The following is a 17,244-nucleotide window of genomic DNA, read 5'->3' as shown; positions in this document are numbered from 1 at the left end:
GACGACGCCGGTGGCTGGGGCGCCACGTACTGTGAAGAGCATGGGCGTGGTGTCGCGGTGGTGCCGGGACCTGGGGATACCTCCGGTCGCCGCCGACTGCCTGCTCGCGGGGGTCATCCTCGCGCTCAACCTGGTCCTGCTCGGTCAGCGCCATCCCGGGCAGGTCGCTGTGACCGTGTCGGGAGTGGTGCTGTGTACTGCTGCCGCTGTCGGCATGGTGTTCAGGCGGAGGGCTCCGTTGCTCTCGCTCGGGCTCACCACGGCGGCCGGGGTCTGCTACGCGATCACCCAGCAGGCGAAGAGTCCGATCGGCCTGTTCATGGCGTGCGCGGCGTACATGGTGGTGCTGCGGACGGACCACCGGACTCGTGGCACGTCGATCATCTCCGTGGTCGCGGTCACGCTGGTCGCGACGGCTGTCTTCACGAACGGCGAGCTGCTCGCGAACCTCTTCAACGGCGTGGTGGTGCTGTTCGGCGCCGCGATCGGAGAGGCGACGCGGTACCGGCGTGCATACGTGCAGGAACTGGAGGAGCGGGCGCTGCGGGCTGAACAGTCACGCGACGAGGAAGCCCAGCGGCGGGTGATCGAGGAACGCCTGCGGATCGCCCACGAGCTCCATGACGTGATCGCCCACCACATCGCCCTGATGAACGTGCAGTCCGGGGTCGCGGCGCACGTACTGCGCACTCAGCCCGATGAGGCGGAGCACGCCCTGGCCCTGGTCCGCTCCGGCGGCCGCACTGTCTTGCAGGAGCTCACGGTCCTCCTAGGCGTACTGCGCCGCTCCGGCTCGCCCCTCCCCACCGCGCCGGCCCCATCACTTCAGGAACTGGGCGCGCTGGTCGACTCCTTCACCGCAGCGGGCGTCAAGGTCGACTGGTCACCTCCCGACTCGATCGGCGACCTCCCCGACGTCATAGAGCTCACCGCCTACCGCATAGTCCAGGAGTCGCTGACCAACGTCCTCAAACACGCCCCCGGCGCCCCAGCCGAAGTCCGCCTCACCAGAACGTCCAGCGCCCTCACAATCGCCATCCACAACCCAGCCCCGAGTACGAGCGCGGGTGACCATCGCAGTGGTGGGCATGGGTTGGTTGGGATGCGTGAGCGGGTTGCGGCTGTGGGCGGGACGTTGTCTGCGGGGCCGATGGCAGATGGCGGGTTCGCCGTACATGCTGTGCTTCCTCTTGAGACGGGAGGTGTTGGTGGTGATTCGGGTGTTGCTGGCGGACGATCAGACCTTGATCCGGAGTGGGTTTCGGGTGCTGGTGAGTTCAGTGCCGGATCTGCAGGTCGTAGCTGAGGCGTCGAACGGGCGGGACGCGGTCGAGCTGGCGCGGTCCGAGCGGGCCGACGTGGTGCTGATGGACATCCGGATGCCGGAGGTGGACGGTCTCGCGGCGACCCGGATGATCACCGCGGACGAGGCGCTGGCGGGTGTGAAGGTGCTGATCCTGACCACGTTCGAGGTGGACGAGTACGTGTTCGACGCGATCCGCGCCGGCGCCAGCGGCTTCCTCGGCAAGAGCGTCGAGCCGGCCGAGCTGATCGACGCGATCCGGGTGGTCGCGCGCGGCGACGCGCTGCTCTCCCCGAAGGCGGTCCGCGGCCTGATCAACCGCTTCCTGGCCGAACCCACCCCCGGCAACCCGGTCGGCCCGACGGTGCTCGACGTCCTCACCGAGCGCGAACGCGAGATCGTCGGCCTGGTCGCCCTCGGCCTGTCCAACGACGAGATCGCCGAACGCCTCGTGCTCTCCCCGTCGACCGCGAAGACCCATGTCAACCGCGCGATGGTGAAGCTCGACTGCCGCGACCGCGCGCAGCTCGTCGTCCTCGCCTACCAGACCGGCCTCGTCCGCCCCGGCGTACCGCACGCGCAGTAGCCCGTACGGCGAACGCAGTACCGCAAGAAGCCCGCGGTCGGCAGACGCCGGCGACGGCGCCCCGCCGGAAGCATCGGCGGCATGGCTACGTACCTCTACCGGCTCGGCCGGCTCGCCTTCCGCCGGCGACGGTTCGTCGTACTGATCTGGCTCGGCCTGCTCGCCGCCGGGATCGCCGGCGCGGTGACGCTCTCCGGCCCGACCGCCAACGGCTTCTCGATCCCCGGCACCGAGTCGCAGCGGGCCGCCGACCTGCTCAACGAACGCTTCCCGCAGGCCGGCGCCGACGCCGCGACCGCCCGGATCGTCTTCCAGGCACCCGCCGGCCAGAAGCTCACCGACACCGCGCCGGTCCAGCAGACTCTGGACCGGCTCGCCGCCGCACCTCAGGTCGCCGGCGTCCTCGACCCCTTCACCGCCAAGGCGATCTCCCCGGACGGCCGCACCGGATACGCGCAGGTGACGTACGCCGTACCCGCAGCCGACGTCACGCCCGAGGCCAAGGACGCGGTGGACGCCGCCATCACGCCGGCTCGGGACGCCGGCCTCACGGTCGAGTACGGCGGCGACGCGCTGCAACCGCAGGACGGCCAGCAACTGACCGAGGTGATCGGGATCGGCGTGGCCGCGGTCGTGCTGCTGATCACTTTCGGCCCGCTGATCGCGGCCGGGTTGCCGTTGCTGTCGGCAATCGTCGGCGTGGGCATCGGAGCGACCACGATCTCGGCGCTGAGCGGATTCATCGACATCGGCTCGGGTACGCCGATCCTCGCGCTGATGATCGGTCTCGCGGTCTCGATCGACTACGCGCTGTTCATCATGTCGCGGCACCGGCACGAGCTGGGCTCCGGACTGGAACCCGAGGAGGCGGTCGGACGTGCGGTTGGGACGGCCGGGTCCGCGGTGGTGTTCGCGGGGCTGACCGTGGTGATCGCGCTAGCCGGTCTGTTCGTGGTCGACATCCCGTTCCTCACCCAGATGGGCCTCGCCGCGGCCTTCACGGTGGTGATCGCGGTAGCCATCGCGCTTACCCTCCTCCCCGCCCTCCTCGGCTTCGCCGGGCATCGCGTCCGGGCACGCACTCGGGTTCAGCGTGATGCGCGGCCGACGCTCGGTCGACGGTGGGCGCGTTTCGTCACCCGCCGCCCGCTCGCCGTCCTGCTGGTGACGGTCGCCGGGCTTGGTGTGCTGGCGATCCCGGCGACCGACCTTCGGCTCGGGCTCCCCGACGACAGCACCGCCGCGCCCGACTCCACCCAGCGCAAGGCATACGACCTGCTCTCCGAAGGTTTCGGCCCCGGTTTCAACGGGCCACTCATGGTCGTCGTCGACGCCGGTACCGCACGCGACCCGCAGGCAGCCGCCACCGGCACCGCCACGGCGATCCGCGGGCTCGCGGACGTCACGGTGGTCAGTCCTCCCCGCTTCAACCCCGCCGGAAACACTGCCCTGCTGACAGTCGTTCCGACGAGCGGTCCGAGTACGACGCAGACGCATGACCTGGTCAAGGCGATCCGCGCGCTGCCTGCGTCGGGCGGCGCTGAGGTCGCGGTGACCGGCGCGACGGCGATCAGCATCGATATCTCGGACAAGCTCGGCGGCGCGCTGGCGCCGTACCTCGCGCTGATCGTCGGACTGGCGTTCCTGCTGCTGATGCTGGTGTTCCGGTCGGTGCTGGTGCCATTGAAGGCGACGCTGGGCTTCCTGCTCACCGTGGCCGCCACCTTCGGTGCGGTGGTCGCGGTGTTCCAGTGGGGCTGGCTGGCCGGACTGTTCGGGGTCTCGGGGCAGACCGGGCCGGTGATCAGCATGCTGCCGGTCTTCCTGATCGGGGTGGTGTTCGGCCTCGCGATGGACTACCAGATCTTCCTGGTGACCCGGATGCGTGAGGAACACGTCCACGGTGCCGCGCCGCGGGCGGCGGTCGTCGACGGGTTCGCCCACAGCGCGCGGGTCGTGACCGCGGCGGCGGTGATCATGACGGCGGTGTTCTCCGGGTTCATCCTGTCCGGCCAGGCGCTGATCCGGGAGATGGGCTTCGGGCTCGCGCTTGCGGTCGCGATCGACGCGTTCGTGGTCCGGATGACCGTCGTACCGGCAGTGATGGCGCTGCTCGGCCGCCGCGCCTGGTACCTCCCGCGCTGGCTGGACCGCCTGCTCCCGAACATCGACGTCGAAGGCGACTCGCTCCGCGACCAACCGCCCGCTCCCCGCGAGCCCGAACTCGTCCCGGGGTGACCACCGCCACTGACAAGGGTTCGCCGGGACCGGATGATGGCCGCCATGTGGCGCGAGATGATGAAGTCGAAGGTGCACCGGGCGACCGTGACGCAGGCGGACCTGGACTACGTCGGGTCGTGCACGCTGGACGCCGACCTGATGGACGCGGCCGATCTGCTGCCCGGCGAGAAGGTGGACATCGTCGACATCACCAACGGTCAGCGGCTGTCGACGTACCTGATCGAAGGGCCGCGCGGGTCCGGGGTGGTGGGGATCAACGGGGCCGCGGCGCACCTGATCCATCCGGGTGATCTGGTCATCCTGATCGCCTACGGGATGTTCGACACCGCCGAGGCGAAGGCCTTCGAGCCGAGCGTAGTCTTCGTGGACGAGCACAATGCGATCACCCGCATCGGCTCCGACCCCGCCGAGGCGCTGCCCGACAGCGGCACGCTCCGCGGCGACCAAGTGCACCTGCAGGCCACAACTGGCGCCACCACCGCCGCGCCCGAGATGAGGATTGGTCGACGATGACCGACACGACCGAGACCACAGCCACCGACGCCACCCCGGACACCGCTCCCGATGCCGCCGATGCGCCGAAGACCGCGACGCACGACAACGAGCCGAGTCAGAAGCTGCGGGCGTTCATGAACTCGGGCTGGGCCGACTCCGAGCGGCACGACCTGGCGCTGTCCGATGTCGGCGTGTGGGCGGCGAAGCGGCGGGACGCGCTGTCGCAGGCGTTCCCCGGTGAGCGTCTCGTCATCCCGGCCGGCACCTACAAGGTCCGCTCGAACGACACCGACTACGTCTTCCGCCCGCACACCGACTACGTGTGGCTGACCGGCAACCAGACCTCCGACGCCGTCCTCGTGCTCGAGCCGAACGGCACCAGCAGCCACGACGCGGTCCTGTACTTCCGCCCGCGCGCCGACCGCTCCCAGGGCGAGGAGTTCTGGCGCGACCGGATGTACGGCGAGATGTGGGCCGGCCGGCGTCCTTCGCTGACCGAGACCGCCAAGGAGTTCGGCATCGAGACGCGGCACGTCGACCAGCTCGCCGACGCGTTCAAGAGCGACGTACCGACCCGGGTACGCCGGGACGAGGACGAGTCGATCGCCTCGCTGCTGAGCGGCGCCCGGACGGATCAGCTGAAGGACGGCGAGCTGGCCGCGACCCTGTCGGAGCTGCGGCTGGTCAAGGACGCGTACGAGCTCGAGCAGCTGCGGGACGCGGTCGCGATCACGCACCGCGGGTTCTCCGACGTGCTCGCCGAGATGGACAAGGTCCGGCAGTACGGCGAACGCTGGATCGAGGGCACGTTCTGGCGCCGGGCACGGGCCGAGGGCAACGATGTCGGCTACACGTCGATCGCCGCGGCCGGACCGCACGCGACCACGCTGCACTGGATCGAGAACGACGGCCCGGTGAACGACGGCACGCTGATGCTGCTCGACATGGGCGTGGAGAACCGGCAGCTGTACACCGCCGACATCACCCGCACCCTGCCCGTGAACGGCGAGTTCACGCCGCGCCAGCGCGACCTGTACCAGCTGGTGCTGGACTCGCAGAACGCCGGGATCGCGGCACTCGGTCCGGGTGCGCCGTTCCGCGCCGGGCACGAGGCGGCGATGGAGGTCATCGTGCGCGGTCTCGACGCGATGGAGCTGCTGCCGGTGTCGGCCGAGGAGGCGCTCGACCCCGAGAGCCGCCTGTACCAGCGCTACACCCTGCACGGCGTCAGCCACATGCTCGGCCTCGACGTGCACGACTGCGCCTCGGCCCGCAGCGAGAACTACCGCCAGGGCCCCGTCCAGCCCGGCTACGTCCTCACCGTCGAGCCCGGTCTGTACTTCCAGTCCGACGACCTCACCGTCCCCGAAGACCTCCGGGGCATCGGCATCCGGATCGAGGACGACGTCCTCATCACCGCCGAGGGCACCGAGAACCTCTCCGAGGCGATGCCCCGCACCGTCGAGGGCCTGCAGAACTGGATGGCCTCTTGACCTACCTGACCTCGGTCAGCTGACGGGACCTCGGACATCGGACCAGATGTCCGAGGTCCCGTCTGCTGTTCAGGCGGCTACCAGATCCGCACCCGCTCGTCGGGCGCCAGCCACATGCCGTCGCCTTCCGCCACGCCGTAGGTGGCGTGGAACGCGTCGATGTTCTTCACCACCGCGTTGCAGCGGAACTCCGGCGGGGAGTGCGGGTCGATGGTGAGACGGCGGGCGGCCTCTTCGGGGCGGGTCTTGGTCGCCCAGGCGTAGGCCCAGGCGGCGAAGAAACGCTCGCCACCGGACTCGTCGTCGGCCTCGGCTCCGGCCTTGGACAGTTCGTACGCGACGTAGGCGATGGACAGGCCGCCCAGGTCGCCGATGTTCTCACCGAGGGTGAGTTTGCCGTTCACGTGCTGTCCGGGGGTCTCGGCCGGCTCGAGGGCGTCGTACTGCGCGACGAGTTTGTCGGTGCGCTGCTCGAAGGCGGCCCGGTCCTCGTCGGTCCACCAGTCGTTCAAGTTGCCGGCGCCGTCGTACCGCGAGCCCTGGTCGTCGAAGCCGTGGCCGATCTCGTGCCCGATCACCGCGCCGATCGCGCCGTAGTTGGTCGCGTCGTCGGCGTCCAGGTCGAAGAACGGCGGCTGCAGGATGCCGGCCGGGAAGACGATCTCGTTCATCCGCGGGTTGTAGTACGCGTTGACCGTCTGCGGCGTCATCTTCCACTCGTTGCGGTCGACGGGCTGACCGAGCTTGGCCAGGTCCCGCGCAGTCTCCACCGCGACCGACCGGCGGACGTTGCCGAACAGGTCGGCCGGGTCCACCTCGAGGGCCGAATAGTCCTTCCACTCGTCCGGATACCCGATCTTCGGCACGAAGGTGCCGAGCTTGTCGAGCGCCCGCTGCCGGGTCTCCGGGCCCATCCAGTCCAGCGCCTCGATCCGCTGCCGGTAGGCGGCGACCAGGTTCTGCACGAGGTCGACCATCCGGGCCTTCGCCGACGGCGGGAAGTGCTCGGACACATACAGCTTGCCGAGGGCCTCGCCCAGCGACTGCTCGACCGCGCCGACGCCGCGCTTCCAGCGCTCACGCAGCTCGGGTGCGCCGGTCAGGGTCTTGCCGTAGAAGGCGAAGTTCTCGTCGACGAACGTCTGGCTCAGCAGCGGCGCCGCGCTGTGGACGATCCGCCAGCTCACCCACTCCTTCCAGCGGTCGAGCTCGACCTCCTGCAACGCGGCCGCGGCGGCGGTCAGGAAGTCCGGCTCGCGGACGACGACCTGTGCGAACGCGCTCTCCGGCACACCCGCGCCGGCCAGCCACGTCGCCCAGTCGAAGCCCGGCGTCAGCTCCTCGAGCCCAGCCCGGTCGAGCTTGTTGTAGGTCAGCTGCACGTCCCGGTCCTTGACCCGGTCCCAGTGCCCGTCGGCGATCCGGGTCTCCAGCTCCAGGATCCGCGCCGCGGCCCCGGCCGGGTCGGGCAGCCCGGCCAGCTCGAGCAGCTTCGCCACGTGCGCGACGTACGCCGTCCGCACCTCGGCGAAGTTGTCGTCGTGGTAGTACGACTCGTCGGGGAGGCTGAGGCCGCCCTGGGTGAGGTAGACGACGTTCTCGTCGGACTTCTTGGCGTCGGCGTCGACCCAGTAGTGGAAGACGCCTGGCACGCCCTGCAGCTCGAGCTGTCCGAGGGCCGAGACCAGACCGGTCAGGTCCTTCGCGTCCCGCACCAGGGCGAGCTGCTCGGCGATCGGGTCGGCGCCCAGCCGCTCGATCGTCTCGGTGTCCATGAAGCTGGTGTAGAGGTCGGCGATCTTCCGTGGCTCAGTGCCCTCGGGGTGGCCGGCCGCGGCGGTCTTCTCGACGATCGCGCGGACGTCCTGCTCGGCGGTGTCCCAGAGCGCGTGGAACGCGCCGTGGATCGCCTTGTCCGCGGGAATCTCGTGCTCCGCCAGCCACGTCCCGTTGACGAACCGGTACAGGTCGTCCTGCGGCCGCACCGCGCCGGCCGGCCCCGAGCTGTCGATTCCTGCTGTCATCCCTGACCCCTTTGTCCCATGTCCAGTTGCTGTCAGTGAAGATACCCGGTTCGCAATCAGGCCGGTCTGAACTATCCACAGGCTCCAGCCGTTCTCCCGGTAAAGAACACGGATCAGGGAGGACCCCGCCATGCCACACCTCGTCCGTCGACTCACCACGCTGCTCACCGTGCCGGCCGTACTGCTCGGCCTGGTGGGCACCTCGGCAGCGACCGCTGCACCGTCAACCTCCTTCCCCACCCGGATCGAGCTGCCCGACGGGTTCCAGCCCGAAGGCATCGCGATCGCCCGGGGCACGGCGTACTTCGGCTCCCGTGCCGACGGGGACATCTACGCCGCCGACCTACGGACCGGGCGGGGCAAGGTGATCAGCCAGGGCCCGGGCACGGGATCGCTCGGGATGAAGGTGGACCGTTTCGGCCGGCTGTTCGTCGCCGGCGCGGCCGGTGGGAACGGCCGGGTGATCGACACCCGGACCGGCAAGATCCTGGCGAGCTACACCTTCACCACCGCGACACCGACGTTCGTGAACGACGTCATTCTCGGCAAGGACGCGGCGTACTTCACCGACTCGACACAGCCCGTCTTCTACAAGGTCTCGCTCGGTCGGCTGACAGCGAAGCCCCAGACGATCCCGCTCAGTGGCGACTACCAGCACCTGCCCGGCAACAACGCGAACGGCATCTCGCTGACGCCGGACGGCCGCGCGCTGATCATGGTCCAGTCGTCGACCGGCTTCCTGCTCCGGGTGGACCCGCGGACCGGTGTCGCCCGCCGGATCGACATCGGCGACGCCCTGATGACCAACGGCGACGGTCTGCTGCTGGTCGGCCGCACGCTGTACGTCGTCCAGAACCGCTCGAACCAGATCTCGGTTCTCACGCTGAACAAGTCCGGCACCAAGGGCACTGTCGTCGACCAGATCACCAGCACGGACTTCGACGTACCCACGACGGTCGCCGCCTTCGGGAACCGCCTGTACCTGCCGAACGCCCGCTTCTCGACACCACCGACGCCGACCACGCCGTACTGGGTTACTGCGGTGAGCCGTTCCCGAGTGCGGTAGATCGTCCTACCTTGATTGGGGAGGAAACATGAACAAACGCACCATCACTGCTGTCATCGGGCTGTCTGCGCTCCTGCTGGGCGGTATCACCACGTCGACCGCCGCGGCCGCCGCGCCGCCGGCCTCCGGACCCACTGTCGTCAAGCACTCCCTCGACGACGGCCACTGCGACCAGATCCGCTTCCTCACGCCATAGCGCAGGACTCAGCCGGCTGTGCGGAGGTTGCCCCGGGCCGCGGCCTTGAGGCGGCTTCCGCACGACAGGCGGACGGAGTACCCGGCCGGGATCGACAGCGGCTCACCGGTCTGCGGGTTGCGGCCGGTGCGCGGCGCGCGCAGGACGCGCTCGATGCTGAGCAGTCCGGTCAGCGACACCTTGTCGCCGCGCTGCACAGCCTCCGTGACGACGTCGCTCAGGGCGTCGAGGACCTTCTCGGCCTGGTTCCGCGGGATGCCCGCCTTGTGTGCCACGCCGGCGATCAGTTCATTCCGGTTCACGGCTCTCCTCCGACTCGGTTCGCTTCCGAGCGGCACCTTAACCGAAATGAATGTCGTTAGCGAGAAGGTTCCGGATATCGGTCACAATCCGTCCTGGTCGTGCCAGTGGTTCTGCCAGCGGGCGTCCACGGCGTCGTCCGCGAGCTGGTACCGGATGTCCGTCGACAACCGTAGCTCGGTCGACACGTTGTCCAATGCGGCATGGACAGTGTGCGCGGTGTGGACAACCACGTCTCCGGCCGCATAGTCGGCGACCAGCCAGTCCGCGTCGTACTCCGCCGCGAGAGCAGGCAAGTCGGCGGTGATGGACGCCGCAGGCCGCTTGAGTCGCCCTGCGGCCTCCTCCTCGAGCACCCGGTGGTGACTGCCGTGCAGGTAGGTCAGTCCGCCTCGGCTGACCGGGCAGTCCCCCAGCGGGATCCACGCGGACAGCACCTGGTCGGTCCCGTCCCGCAGGTAGAGCAGGTCGTAGTGCGCCTGCGTCGCCGTACCGATCCCGTTCTCGCCCGGCGCCGTCTGCCGGATGATCTTGCGCCGGTGCAGGAACGGCTCACCGCCGAGGAACCACTCGAACCAGCCCTTCAGCGCCGGCTGCGCACAGAAGGCGGCGTACTCCGGCCCGGGCACGATCTCCTCGAACAACACCTTCCGGTACGACGTCCTGTCCGTCGCAGCCCCCGTCAACGCGAAGTAGTACTCGCGGAACTGCCGCACGACTGCAGGGTCGAGCAACCCGGTCAGGAACAGGTATCCGTCCCGCTGCAACCGTGACCGCAACTGCGCCCGATCGCCACGCTCTGCCTCGGGCACCGCGACCAGTTCACCCAGCCGCCGCTCATCCAGCACGTATCCGTTAGACGTCAGCACACATCCATTCCAGCGGCGTCCGCGAACCAGCGGAATGGACAACAGTGCCGACCTTCTTGGACTCTTGTGACGTGCCAGACTGGTCGATCTACCTGACTCCGGGAGCTATCGAGCGTCAGCTTGGACTCTTCTGCCTCGGCGCCGGCGAGCAGACGCACGGCTCGGAACACACCAGAGAACGCGCTCTCGGCTGCCACGCCCTCGTCTGGCTCAAGGAGGGTCGCGGTCAGCTGCTGCACGGGCCAGACCGGCAGCTGCACGACGTACGCGCGCCTGCGATGCTCTGGCTCTTCCCAGGCGTCCTCCACGGCTACAGACCGACGACCAAATGGCGTCAGGCGTGGACTCTCTTCAGCGGCCCAGCGATCGAAGCGCTCACCACACTTGGCCACCTGGACGTCAACCGACCGGTCCGGCGGTTCGCTGACGCCCGTCCGGTCGACCGCGCCTTCAGCCGGCTGCTGCGCGTCAGCACCCAACACAGTCCCGTGCAGCTCACAGGCGCTCTGTATGACCTGATCGCCGCAGCTGCGACCACTACAGGCGACGACGTAGCCACACAGCTCGCGGAGCTCGCCTGCACGCCGATGAGCGTTCAGGACTACGCCAGTGAGCTCGGTCTCCCCGTGAAGGAGCTACGCGAGGCAGTTCGCCGTACCACTGGCTCAACTCCACATGAACTGGTCCTGACCACAAGACTCAGCAATGCAAAGGTTTTGCTCGCCGAGGAGGACCTGCCCGTCGCGGCGGTCGCCCGGCGGGTCGGGTACGACGATCCGGCGTACTTCACCCGCTTGTTCACCGCCAGAGTGGGGATGTCACCCGGCGCGTTCCGGCGATCTGGTTCGCTCTCAGGCCCGATTTCCTCCCTTTGACGGAGGCGGGACCTACTTTCCGACGTGTAAAACCATTCACTGGGGTGACGTGTTCGGGGGCCGGGCACCGATACCGTCATGGCTATGAGTGATACGCAGCCCATCGACCCGCGATACGAGAACCGGACGCCGCGGCCCACATCGGCCGGCAGGCCGAAGAAGCGGCGCAACTGGTTCCTCCGGACCGTCGGACTGATCGTCCTGCTGTTCGTTCTGATGCTGATCGCGGTCCCGCTGTACGCATGGGGCCGGATCGACAAGATCGAGGCGATGCCGACCGGACAACGCCCGGCGGACACCTCGGGGACGACGTACCTGATGGTCGGGTCGGACGCCCGCGAGGACCTCAGCCGGGCCGAGCGCGCCCGGCTGCACACCGGCGGCGACGCCGGGCCGGCGCGGACCGACTCGATCATGCTGATGCACGTGCCCAAGTCCGGGCCGACGGTGCTGATCAGCATCCCGCGGGACAGCGCGGTCAACATCCCGGGCGTCGAGGGCAAGCAGAAGATCAACGCCGCCTTCAACAAGAGCCCGGCGCTGCTCATCCAGACCATCGAGAACGTCACCGGGCTGCGCATCGACCACTACGTCGAGGTCGGCTTCGGCGGCTTCGCGTCGGTGATCGACAGCATCGGCGGGATCAAGATGTGCTTGCCGAAGGCAATGAGTGACGACAAGGCGCACATCAACCTGCCGGCCGGGTGCCAGAAGCTCGACGGGGTGAACGCGCTCGGGTACGTGCGGTCCCGGCACGCCGACAACCAGAACGACTTCGGCCGGGTCGAGCGGCAGCGGCAGATGGTCGGCGCGATCGCGAAGAAGGCGAGCTCGCCGTCGACGTTCCTGAACCCGGTGCGCTACTACAACGTCGCCACCAAGGGCGTGGACGCACTGACCGTGGACAAGGACATGAGCCTGTTCGACTTCATCCGGTTCGCGCGCGGCATGCGGGCGATCTCCGGCAGCGGCGGCGTCACACTCACCGTCCCGGTCAGCGACGACAACTACCAGTTGGGCCACGGCCGCGGCGTCGCCGTGAAGTGGGACACCGAGAAGGCCAAGGCCCTCTTCAACGCGATCAAGCAGGACAACACCAGCGGCCTGAAGAGCAGTTGACCGTCCTCGTCCACGCGGTGGTGAGCCTGGGCATGCTCATCGTCGTACCCCTAGGCCTGACCCTGCTCCCAACGCGAACCACCAGCACCCGCTGGTGGTTCGCGTTCGCGGTTCCAGGCGCAGTGTCGCTGTGGCTGCCGCGCGGAGCAGTGTCCATCACCCTGGCATCGGTCTACTTCGCCGGCACGGTTGTCCTCATCGCGCTAGCTGCGCGGCATTTCCTGCAGCACAGGACGCTCGGGGCGCAGCAGGTCGCCCTGTACACCGCACTGGCCACACCGTCGATCGCAGCGCTCGCACTGGTCGCCGAGCGTTCGTCGTACGAGCTATTCGGCTTCAACCTCACCGTGCTGTCCCTGACGGTCGCCCACTTCCACTTCGCCGGCTTCGCAGCCGCACTGATGGCCTACCTGTCCGCAGACGGTCTGGCAGCTGTCAGCGTTCCGCTGGGCACTCTGCTCGTTCTGATCGGCTTCTTCCTCGGTGACCCGGTGGAGCTCGCTGGAGCAGTCGTGCTGACCGCTGGAATGTGGCTGGTCGGGTGGAACCTCTGGCGGCGGTCACGGCGGGCTGATCGGGGTACTGCGGTACTGCTGGTCGTGTCTGGGGCTGTGCTGGTGGTGACGATGCTGTTGGCGGTCAGCTGGGCCTTGGGGCATGTGGTGGACACGCCGTACCTGCCGTTGGAGTGGATGGTTGCGACGCACGGTGTGGCGAATGCGGTTGGGTTTGGGTTGTGTGGCTTGCTGGCGATGCGGCGGGAAGGGGTCGGATGAAGCTGGAGGAGCTGGCGGGGCTGCGGCTCACGTACGACGTCGTGGGGTCGACGCAGTACGACGAGACGCCGGAGGGCTATCACCGGTTGGAGTACCGACAGCGGATCGGTCAGGGCGACGAGGTGTTCCGGCGGGCGGCTGATGCGCTACTGGGCTGGCAGATGCAACCTGCGGCTGGACTGCCGATGACCGCGACCGACACACCCCCACAGATCGGCACCAACTCACTCGGCCGCCTCGGACCCGGCCTGCTGCTCGGCCGGTCACCACTCGACCGCATCGGTCTGCCAGTCCCCTGCCGAGTCGTCTGGACCGTCAACGAGCCGGACCGCGTCGGCTTCGCCTACGGCACCCTGGAAGGGCATCCCGAGGCCGGCGAGGAGTCCTTCGTCATCTCCCGCGACTCCGGCGGCATCCACATCACCATCCGCGCCTACAGCCGAGGCGCCACCTGGTACACCCGCCTGGCCGCCCCCGTCACCCGCAAAGCCCAGCAGTACGCCGCCCACCGCTACGCCACCGCCCTGCAACGCCTGGCAACCACCCCATAGCAAAGGCCCCGCAAGCTCATACCTTTGCGGGGCCGCGACCTTTGTACCGTGCCGACCAAGCACACGAGGTGACCAACACGCCAACACAGCAAGAGTATCGACCAACAAGCGCTTGAGCAGTCCGAGCGGACCGACCTCGCACCGGTTGCAGTTGTGGTTGCAATAGGACTCATCCCCACAGTGCCTTCCCCATCCGATCGGCGGCGTCGCGAGCAAGGCGAGAAGTCACGTGGGTGTAACGCTTCGTGACGGCGATGGACGAGTGTCCGAGGATCTCTTGCACGACCCGGATATCTACTCCTTGCTCGAGGAGCAGGGTCGCGGCGGTGTGGCGAGCATCGTGCAGCCGGGCGTGAGGTACATGTGCGGACTCCAGAAGCGACTTCCAAGCACCCCAGTCGTCCCGAGGATCGATTGGCCGGCCATCTAGACGGCAGAAGACCAGATCGCGGTCCTCCCACGTCTCCCCTGCCGCGAGTCGCTCAGTCGCCTGCCTTGCCTTGTGTGCTTTCAGCAACGGGATCAGCGGATCTGGAATCGGCACGGGCCGGGTCTTGCGGCCCTTCGGCTTCCTGAACTCCCAGTCGCCGCCTACACGTTGGGGGCAATAGCGAGCATGGCCGGTGCAGTCGGGTCCGCAGGTCGCTCGATGCCTCGCTCGAACGCACGCCACAGGATCGTCGCAACCATGGCCGAATGCGCTTCTCTTCAACTGGAAGACACGCATCTGACCCTTCTCTAGGTCAACGTATCTCCATCGCATTCCCAACGCTTCCGCCTGACGGAGTCCAAGCGCAAATGCGACTGACCACCGAGCACCATTCCGCAAGGTGCTCGCCTGGTCGAGGATTGCGCGTGCGTCATCCTGAAGCAGCGGCTCGATTTCCGTATCGACATGGCTCGGAGCATCAATCAGTGTGGCGACGTTGAATGCCACCAGTTTGCGGCGATGAGCCATCTTCAGTGCCCGGGTAATCATGCGGTGATAGTCGAGAATCGTCTTCGAGCTCAGACCAGAGCGCTTCAGGTCGGAGTAGAACATCTCCAGATGCTCGGGCTCCAGACGGTCGAGACGATGCTCACCAATCCGGGGAATGATGCGGTTGATCACTTTCGGTCGATAGACGTTTGTTATCGTCGCCTCACTAGCTGTGAGAGGCGCTACATTCTCCAGCCAGAACAAGAACCACTTCCGTACTGACGGCTTCTGGCCAAGGGTGGGCGTTCTGCCCTCATCTCGTAGGCGCTCCAGGTCCTTGACCTTTTCGGTTACCTCCTTCGAGGTCTTGCCACGACGATGACGCCGGTCCGGCTTGCCGTTCGCCTTGACACCGACAGTGACCCAGCCATGCCAGACACCTTCGGCATCCTCATAGATCGAGGACCGACCGTTCGCGTTGCGCGCCATTGAGTTCATCTCTCTTCGTTAGGCGGCAGTTGATTCGAGCTTCTTGGCGTACTCGCGAAGCGCGTCCACTGACACGCGGCGCGAGCGTCCGATCAGCACTGACGCGACTTCGCCTTTGGCGATGAGGTCGAACATTCGAGTCCTGCCGATGCGTAGCGCGGCGGCGGCCTCTTCGACGGTCATGAAGATTTGAACCTCAGTCATGCTTCTACCTCCTGTCGTTGACCCTTACGTGTCAGTCGTTGTTGCTTTCGGCAAGTAGTTCCTTGATGAGCCGTCGGTGTTCGCGGGCTTTGGCGGCAGCAGTGTTGGCCAGGAGTGCGTCTCCGGTGGTTTTCCAGCCGGTGCCGGTGTAGGTGAAGTTGCCGACGATGAGGGTAGTTTCGGTGTCGTCGGTGTGGTCTTGGGTGCGGTGGTGGTCGCGTCGCCAGTTGGCGCGTGCTTCGCGGAGTGCTTTGAGGGTGGTGGAGTACTGACGGCTCTTGGTGGAGAAGTGGCCGCCGAAGCCGAGCATGTGTGCCCAGCGCTGGAGTCGCCGGTAGGAGAGCCGTCCGGAGTTCTTGGCTGCTTCGGTTTCGTCCAGGTCGGAGCCGTGGCGTCCGAGTCGCCAGCATGCGTCAACCAATCGGCCGGCGTGGCTGTAGTGGTTGGCGTACCGGTTGACCGTCGCGGCGGTGAGGCGTGCGGAGGAGTGTCCGGTGGCTTCGGCTCCCTTGGTGGCGTACTTGGCGAGGTATCCAGCTACGGCGGTGTCGGTGATCGCGCCGTCGACGGCTTGCCGGACGGGCCGTACGTCGAGTTGGGTTCCCCAGGCGATGAGCCAGCCTTCGGGGTTGTCCGGGTGGGGAAGGGACCGGAACCGTGTGACAACGGCGGCGCGGCGTACCGCGTCGGCGAGCATGGTGAAGGTCGCGGCGCACGCGGGTAGCTCGAGGACGGTTGGGTCAAGGGGGTTGACGCCGTCGAGGCGCATGAGGGCGTGGAAGTGGGCGACGCCGCGTGCTTGGAGTTCGGCGACCTTGCCGTAGGAGAGCTTGACGGTTGCGCCGTGCTTCTTGGCTTCGACGCAGAGGATGTCTTTGGCGCGGTCCATGGTGCGCCGCCACAGTTCGCCGGACAGGGCGTTCCAGACGACCTGATGGTCGTGGTCGTAGCAGTCCAGGCATAGCGGCGTGCCGAGGATCTTCTCGCCGTCGCGGTGGGTCTGGTGGCAGCGCAGGTCGATACCGTGGGGGCATAGGTCGGGTTCGCGCCGGGGTCGGCACGGCCGGTTACGGATCTGGCCGTCGCGGCTTCGGATGGCGCGGGTGCCGTGGACTGGTCCGAAGGTGGGGGCGGTGAAGGTGACGAATGCGGAAGGGTGCTGGGCGACGGTGGCAGGGATGCCCTTGCCGCCCGTGAGACCGGCTAGGACGAGTTGGTAGGTGTCACCCCGGTAGATCTCCGCGCAGGAGGGGCAGACGGCCGCACGGCGGTTCCCACAGGCTTTGTAGAGCACTTGTCCGGGCATGTCGTCGGTGTGCCGGGTGGACACGATGCGGCCGGTGCGTTCGGAGACCACATGGGACTCGCCTCGGAGCCGGATGGGGGCGACGCAGCCGCCTGCGGAGGCGGTGTGGTCGAGCCAGGCGTTGTAGTCCGCGGTTGATGCTGCCCGCTGGAGTGCGTGTTCGACGGCGCTGGTTGGGGTGTTGCTGTTGTCGGTTCCGGGGGTGAACTTCCGTCCCGACTTCGGCTCGTGGACGGAGACGAGTTCGATACCACCGAGGAGCCCGGCGAGTACGTCGATCGCTGTAGCGGTGTCGGCGGGTACGCCATTCTGCGGGTGCGTCATCGTGGGCCTCCTCTGGGGGTTTGGACTGGTGGACGGAAATCTTGTTGGCCGGCCAGCTGGTTTGCGGGGTGCTGGTGGGGGTTGGGGTGGGAAGATCTGCGGTTGACC

Annotated in this window: 17 protein-coding genes; 11 read left to right on the top strand and 6 right to left on the bottom strand. The window is 67.7% G+C overall.

Going from position 1 to position 17,244, the window contains the following annotated elements; genetic code table 11:
• Positions 1–40: 40 nt before the first annotated feature.
• From OHA18_RS20790 to OHA18_RS20770, 5 genes are all read left to right on the top strand, one after another.
• Complete coding sequence (locus tag OHA18_RS20790; protein WP_329005824.1) at positions 41–1,306, top strand: sensor histidine kinase; 1,266 nt, start codon at positions 41–43, stop codon at positions 1,304–1,306.
• Positions 1,212–1,889 carry a response regulator transcription factor gene (locus OHA18_RS20785; RefSeq protein ID WP_329005823.1) on the top strand — a complete coding sequence of 226 codons (678 nt, stop codon included), beginning with the start codon at positions 1,212–1,214 and terminating at the stop codon, positions 1,887–1,889. The genes OHA18_RS20790 and OHA18_RS20785 overlap by 95 nt, the downstream gene beginning before the upstream one ends.
• A gap of 81 nt (positions 1,890–1,970) precedes the next feature.
• Positions 1,971–4,127: an MMPL family transporter gene (locus OHA18_RS20780; RefSeq protein ID WP_329005822.1), complete on the top strand. Its 2,157-nt coding sequence runs from the start codon at positions 1,971–1,973 to the stop codon at positions 4,125–4,127.
• Positions 4,128–4,172: 45 nt separating this feature from the next.
• Entirely contained in the window at positions 4,173–4,643 is a 471-nt protein-coding gene (panD, locus tag OHA18_RS20775; protein ID WP_329005821.1) for an aspartate 1-decarboxylase, read from the top strand.
• Entirely contained in the window at positions 4,640–6,118 is a 1,479-nt protein-coding gene (locus OHA18_RS20770; RefSeq protein WP_329005820.1) for an aminopeptidase P family protein, read from the top strand. Before panD ends, OHA18_RS20770 begins: the two co-directional genes overlap by 4 nt.
• Before the next feature lie 77 nt (positions 6,119–6,195).
• Here OHA18_RS20770 and OHA18_RS20765 read toward each other — a convergent pair whose 3' ends face one another.
• Entirely contained in the window at positions 6,196–8,142 is a 1,947-nt protein-coding gene (locus OHA18_RS20765; RefSeq protein ID WP_329005819.1) for a M13 family metallopeptidase, read from the bottom strand.
• A gap of 130 nt (positions 8,143–8,272) precedes the next feature.
• On the opposite strand from OHA18_RS20765, the gene OHA18_RS20760 reads away from it, so the two are divergent.
• Both OHA18_RS20760 and OHA18_RS20755 read left to right on the top strand, forming a co-directional pair.
• Positions 8,273–9,208, top strand: coding sequence for a superoxide dismutase (locus OHA18_RS20760; protein WP_329005818.1), 936 nt, complete (start codon positions 8,273–8,275; stop codon positions 9,206–9,208).
• Between the two features lie 28 nt (positions 9,209–9,236).
• Positions 9,237–9,404: a hypothetical protein gene (locus OHA18_RS20755; protein ID WP_329005817.1), complete on the top strand. Its 168-nt coding sequence runs from the start codon at positions 9,237–9,239 to the stop codon at positions 9,402–9,404.
• A gap of 8 nt (positions 9,405–9,412) precedes the next feature.
• Here the strand turns inward: OHA18_RS20755 and OHA18_RS20750 are convergent, their stop codons facing one another.
• Complete coding sequence (locus OHA18_RS20750; RefSeq protein ID WP_329005815.1) at positions 9,413–9,706, bottom strand: HU family DNA-binding protein; 294 nt, start codon at positions 9,704–9,706, stop codon at positions 9,413–9,415.
• Between the two features lie 81 nt (positions 9,707–9,787).
• A complete protein-coding gene (locus tag OHA18_RS20745; RefSeq protein ID WP_329005814.1) occupies positions 9,788–10,573 on the bottom strand; it encodes a phytanoyl-CoA dioxygenase family protein in 786 nt (261 codons plus the stop codon).
• 71 nt (positions 10,574–10,644) lie between these two features.
• On the opposite strand from OHA18_RS20745, the gene OHA18_RS20740 reads away from it, so the two are divergent.
• The 4 genes from OHA18_RS20740 to OHA18_RS20725 all read left to right on the top strand — a co-directional run bounded on the left by OHA18_RS20740 (position 10,645) and on the right by OHA18_RS20725 (position 13,894).
• Positions 10,645–11,448, top strand: coding sequence for a helix-turn-helix domain-containing protein (locus tag OHA18_RS20740; RefSeq protein WP_329005813.1), 804 nt, complete (start codon positions 10,645–10,647; stop codon positions 11,446–11,448).
• Positions 11,449–11,532: 84 nt separating this feature from the next.
• Entirely contained in the window at positions 11,533–12,567 is a 1,035-nt protein-coding gene (locus tag OHA18_RS20735; protein ID WP_329005812.1) for an LCP family protein, read from the top strand.
• Positions 12,564–13,343, top strand: coding sequence for a YndJ family protein (locus OHA18_RS20730; protein WP_329005811.1), 780 nt, complete (start codon positions 12,564–12,566; stop codon positions 13,341–13,343). Before OHA18_RS20735 ends, OHA18_RS20730 begins: the two co-directional genes overlap by 4 nt.
• The gene (locus OHA18_RS20725; RefSeq protein ID WP_329005810.1) at positions 13,340–13,894 is read left to right on the top strand and encodes a DUF1990 family protein; all 555 of its coding nucleotides are present in this window, start codon (positions 13,340–13,342) and stop codon (positions 13,892–13,894) included. Before OHA18_RS20730 ends, OHA18_RS20725 begins: the two co-directional genes overlap by 4 nt.
• Before the next feature lie 169 nt (positions 13,895–14,063).
• Here the strand turns inward: OHA18_RS20725 and OHA18_RS20720 are convergent, their stop codons facing one another.
• The 3 genes from OHA18_RS20720 to OHA18_RS20710 are packed head-to-tail and all read right to left on the bottom strand — an operon-like array spanning position 14,064 to position 17,136.
• The gene (locus OHA18_RS20720) at positions 14,064–15,302 is read right to left on the bottom strand and encodes a tyrosine-type recombinase/integrase (RefSeq protein WP_329005809.1); all 1,239 of its coding nucleotides are present in this window, start codon (positions 15,300–15,302) and stop codon (positions 14,064–14,066) included.
• A gap of 18 nt (positions 15,303–15,320) precedes the next feature.
• Positions 15,321–15,506 carry a helix-turn-helix domain-containing protein gene (locus tag OHA18_RS20715; protein WP_329005808.1) on the bottom strand — a complete coding sequence of 62 codons (186 nt, stop codon included), beginning with the start codon at positions 15,504–15,506 and terminating at the stop codon, positions 15,321–15,323.
• 31 nt (positions 15,507–15,537) lie between these two features.
• Positions 15,538–17,136, bottom strand: a complete 1,599-nt coding sequence (locus OHA18_RS20710) for a replication initiator (RefSeq protein WP_329005807.1) — start codon at positions 17,134–17,136, stop codon at positions 15,538–15,540.
• Between the last annotated feature and the right edge of the window lie 108 nt (positions 17,137–17,244).

This window comes from Kribbella sp. NBC_00709, from assembly GCF_036226565.1.
Lineage (GTDB): Bacteria > Actinomycetota > Actinomycetes > Propionibacteriales > Kribbellaceae > Kribbella.
This window is presented reverse-complemented; position numbering and strand designations above follow the sequence as displayed.

Bases quoted from the DNA above. Each gene is read 5' to 3' on its own strand.
- OHA18_RS20715 (WP_329005808.1), bottom strand. From the start codon at position 15,506: ATGACTGAGGTTCAAATCTTCATGACCGTCGAAGAGGCCGCCGCCGCG.
- OHA18_RS20710 (WP_329005807.1), bottom strand. From the start codon at position 17,136: ATGACGCACCCGCAGAATGGCGTACCCGCCGACACCGCTACAGCGATC.
- OHA18_RS20735 (WP_329005812.1), top strand. From the start codon at position 11,533: ATGAGTGATACGCAGCCCATCGACCCGCGATACGAGAACCGGACGCCG.
- OHA18_RS20725 (WP_329005810.1), top strand. From the start codon at position 13,340: ATGAAGCTGGAGGAGCTGGCGGGGCTGCGGCTCACGTACGACGTCGTG.
- OHA18_RS20790 (WP_329005824.1), top strand. From the start codon at position 41: ATGGGCGTGGTGTCGCGGTGGTGCCGGGACCTGGGGATACCTCCGGTC.
- OHA18_RS20760 (WP_329005818.1), top strand. From the start codon at position 8,273: ATGCCACACCTCGTCCGTCGACTCACCACGCTGCTCACCGTGCCGGCC.
- OHA18_RS20765 (WP_329005819.1), bottom strand. From the start codon at position 8,142: ATGACAGCAGGAATCGACAGCTCGGGGCCGGCCGGCGCGGTGCGGCCG.
- OHA18_RS20770 (WP_329005820.1), top strand. From the start codon at position 4,640: ATGACCGACACGACCGAGACCACAGCCACCGACGCCACCCCGGACACC.
- OHA18_RS20720 (WP_329005809.1), bottom strand. From the start codon at position 15,302: ATGGCGCGCAACGCGAACGGTCGGTCCTCGATCTATGAGGATGCCGAA.
- panD (WP_329005821.1), top strand. From the start codon at position 4,173: ATGTGGCGCGAGATGATGAAGTCGAAGGTGCACCGGGCGACCGTGACG.
- OHA18_RS20755 (WP_329005817.1), top strand. From the start codon at position 9,237: ATGAACAAACGCACCATCACTGCTGTCATCGGGCTGTCTGCGCTCCTG.
- OHA18_RS20780 (WP_329005822.1), top strand. From the start codon at position 1,971: ATGGCTACGTACCTCTACCGGCTCGGCCGGCTCGCCTTCCGCCGGCGA.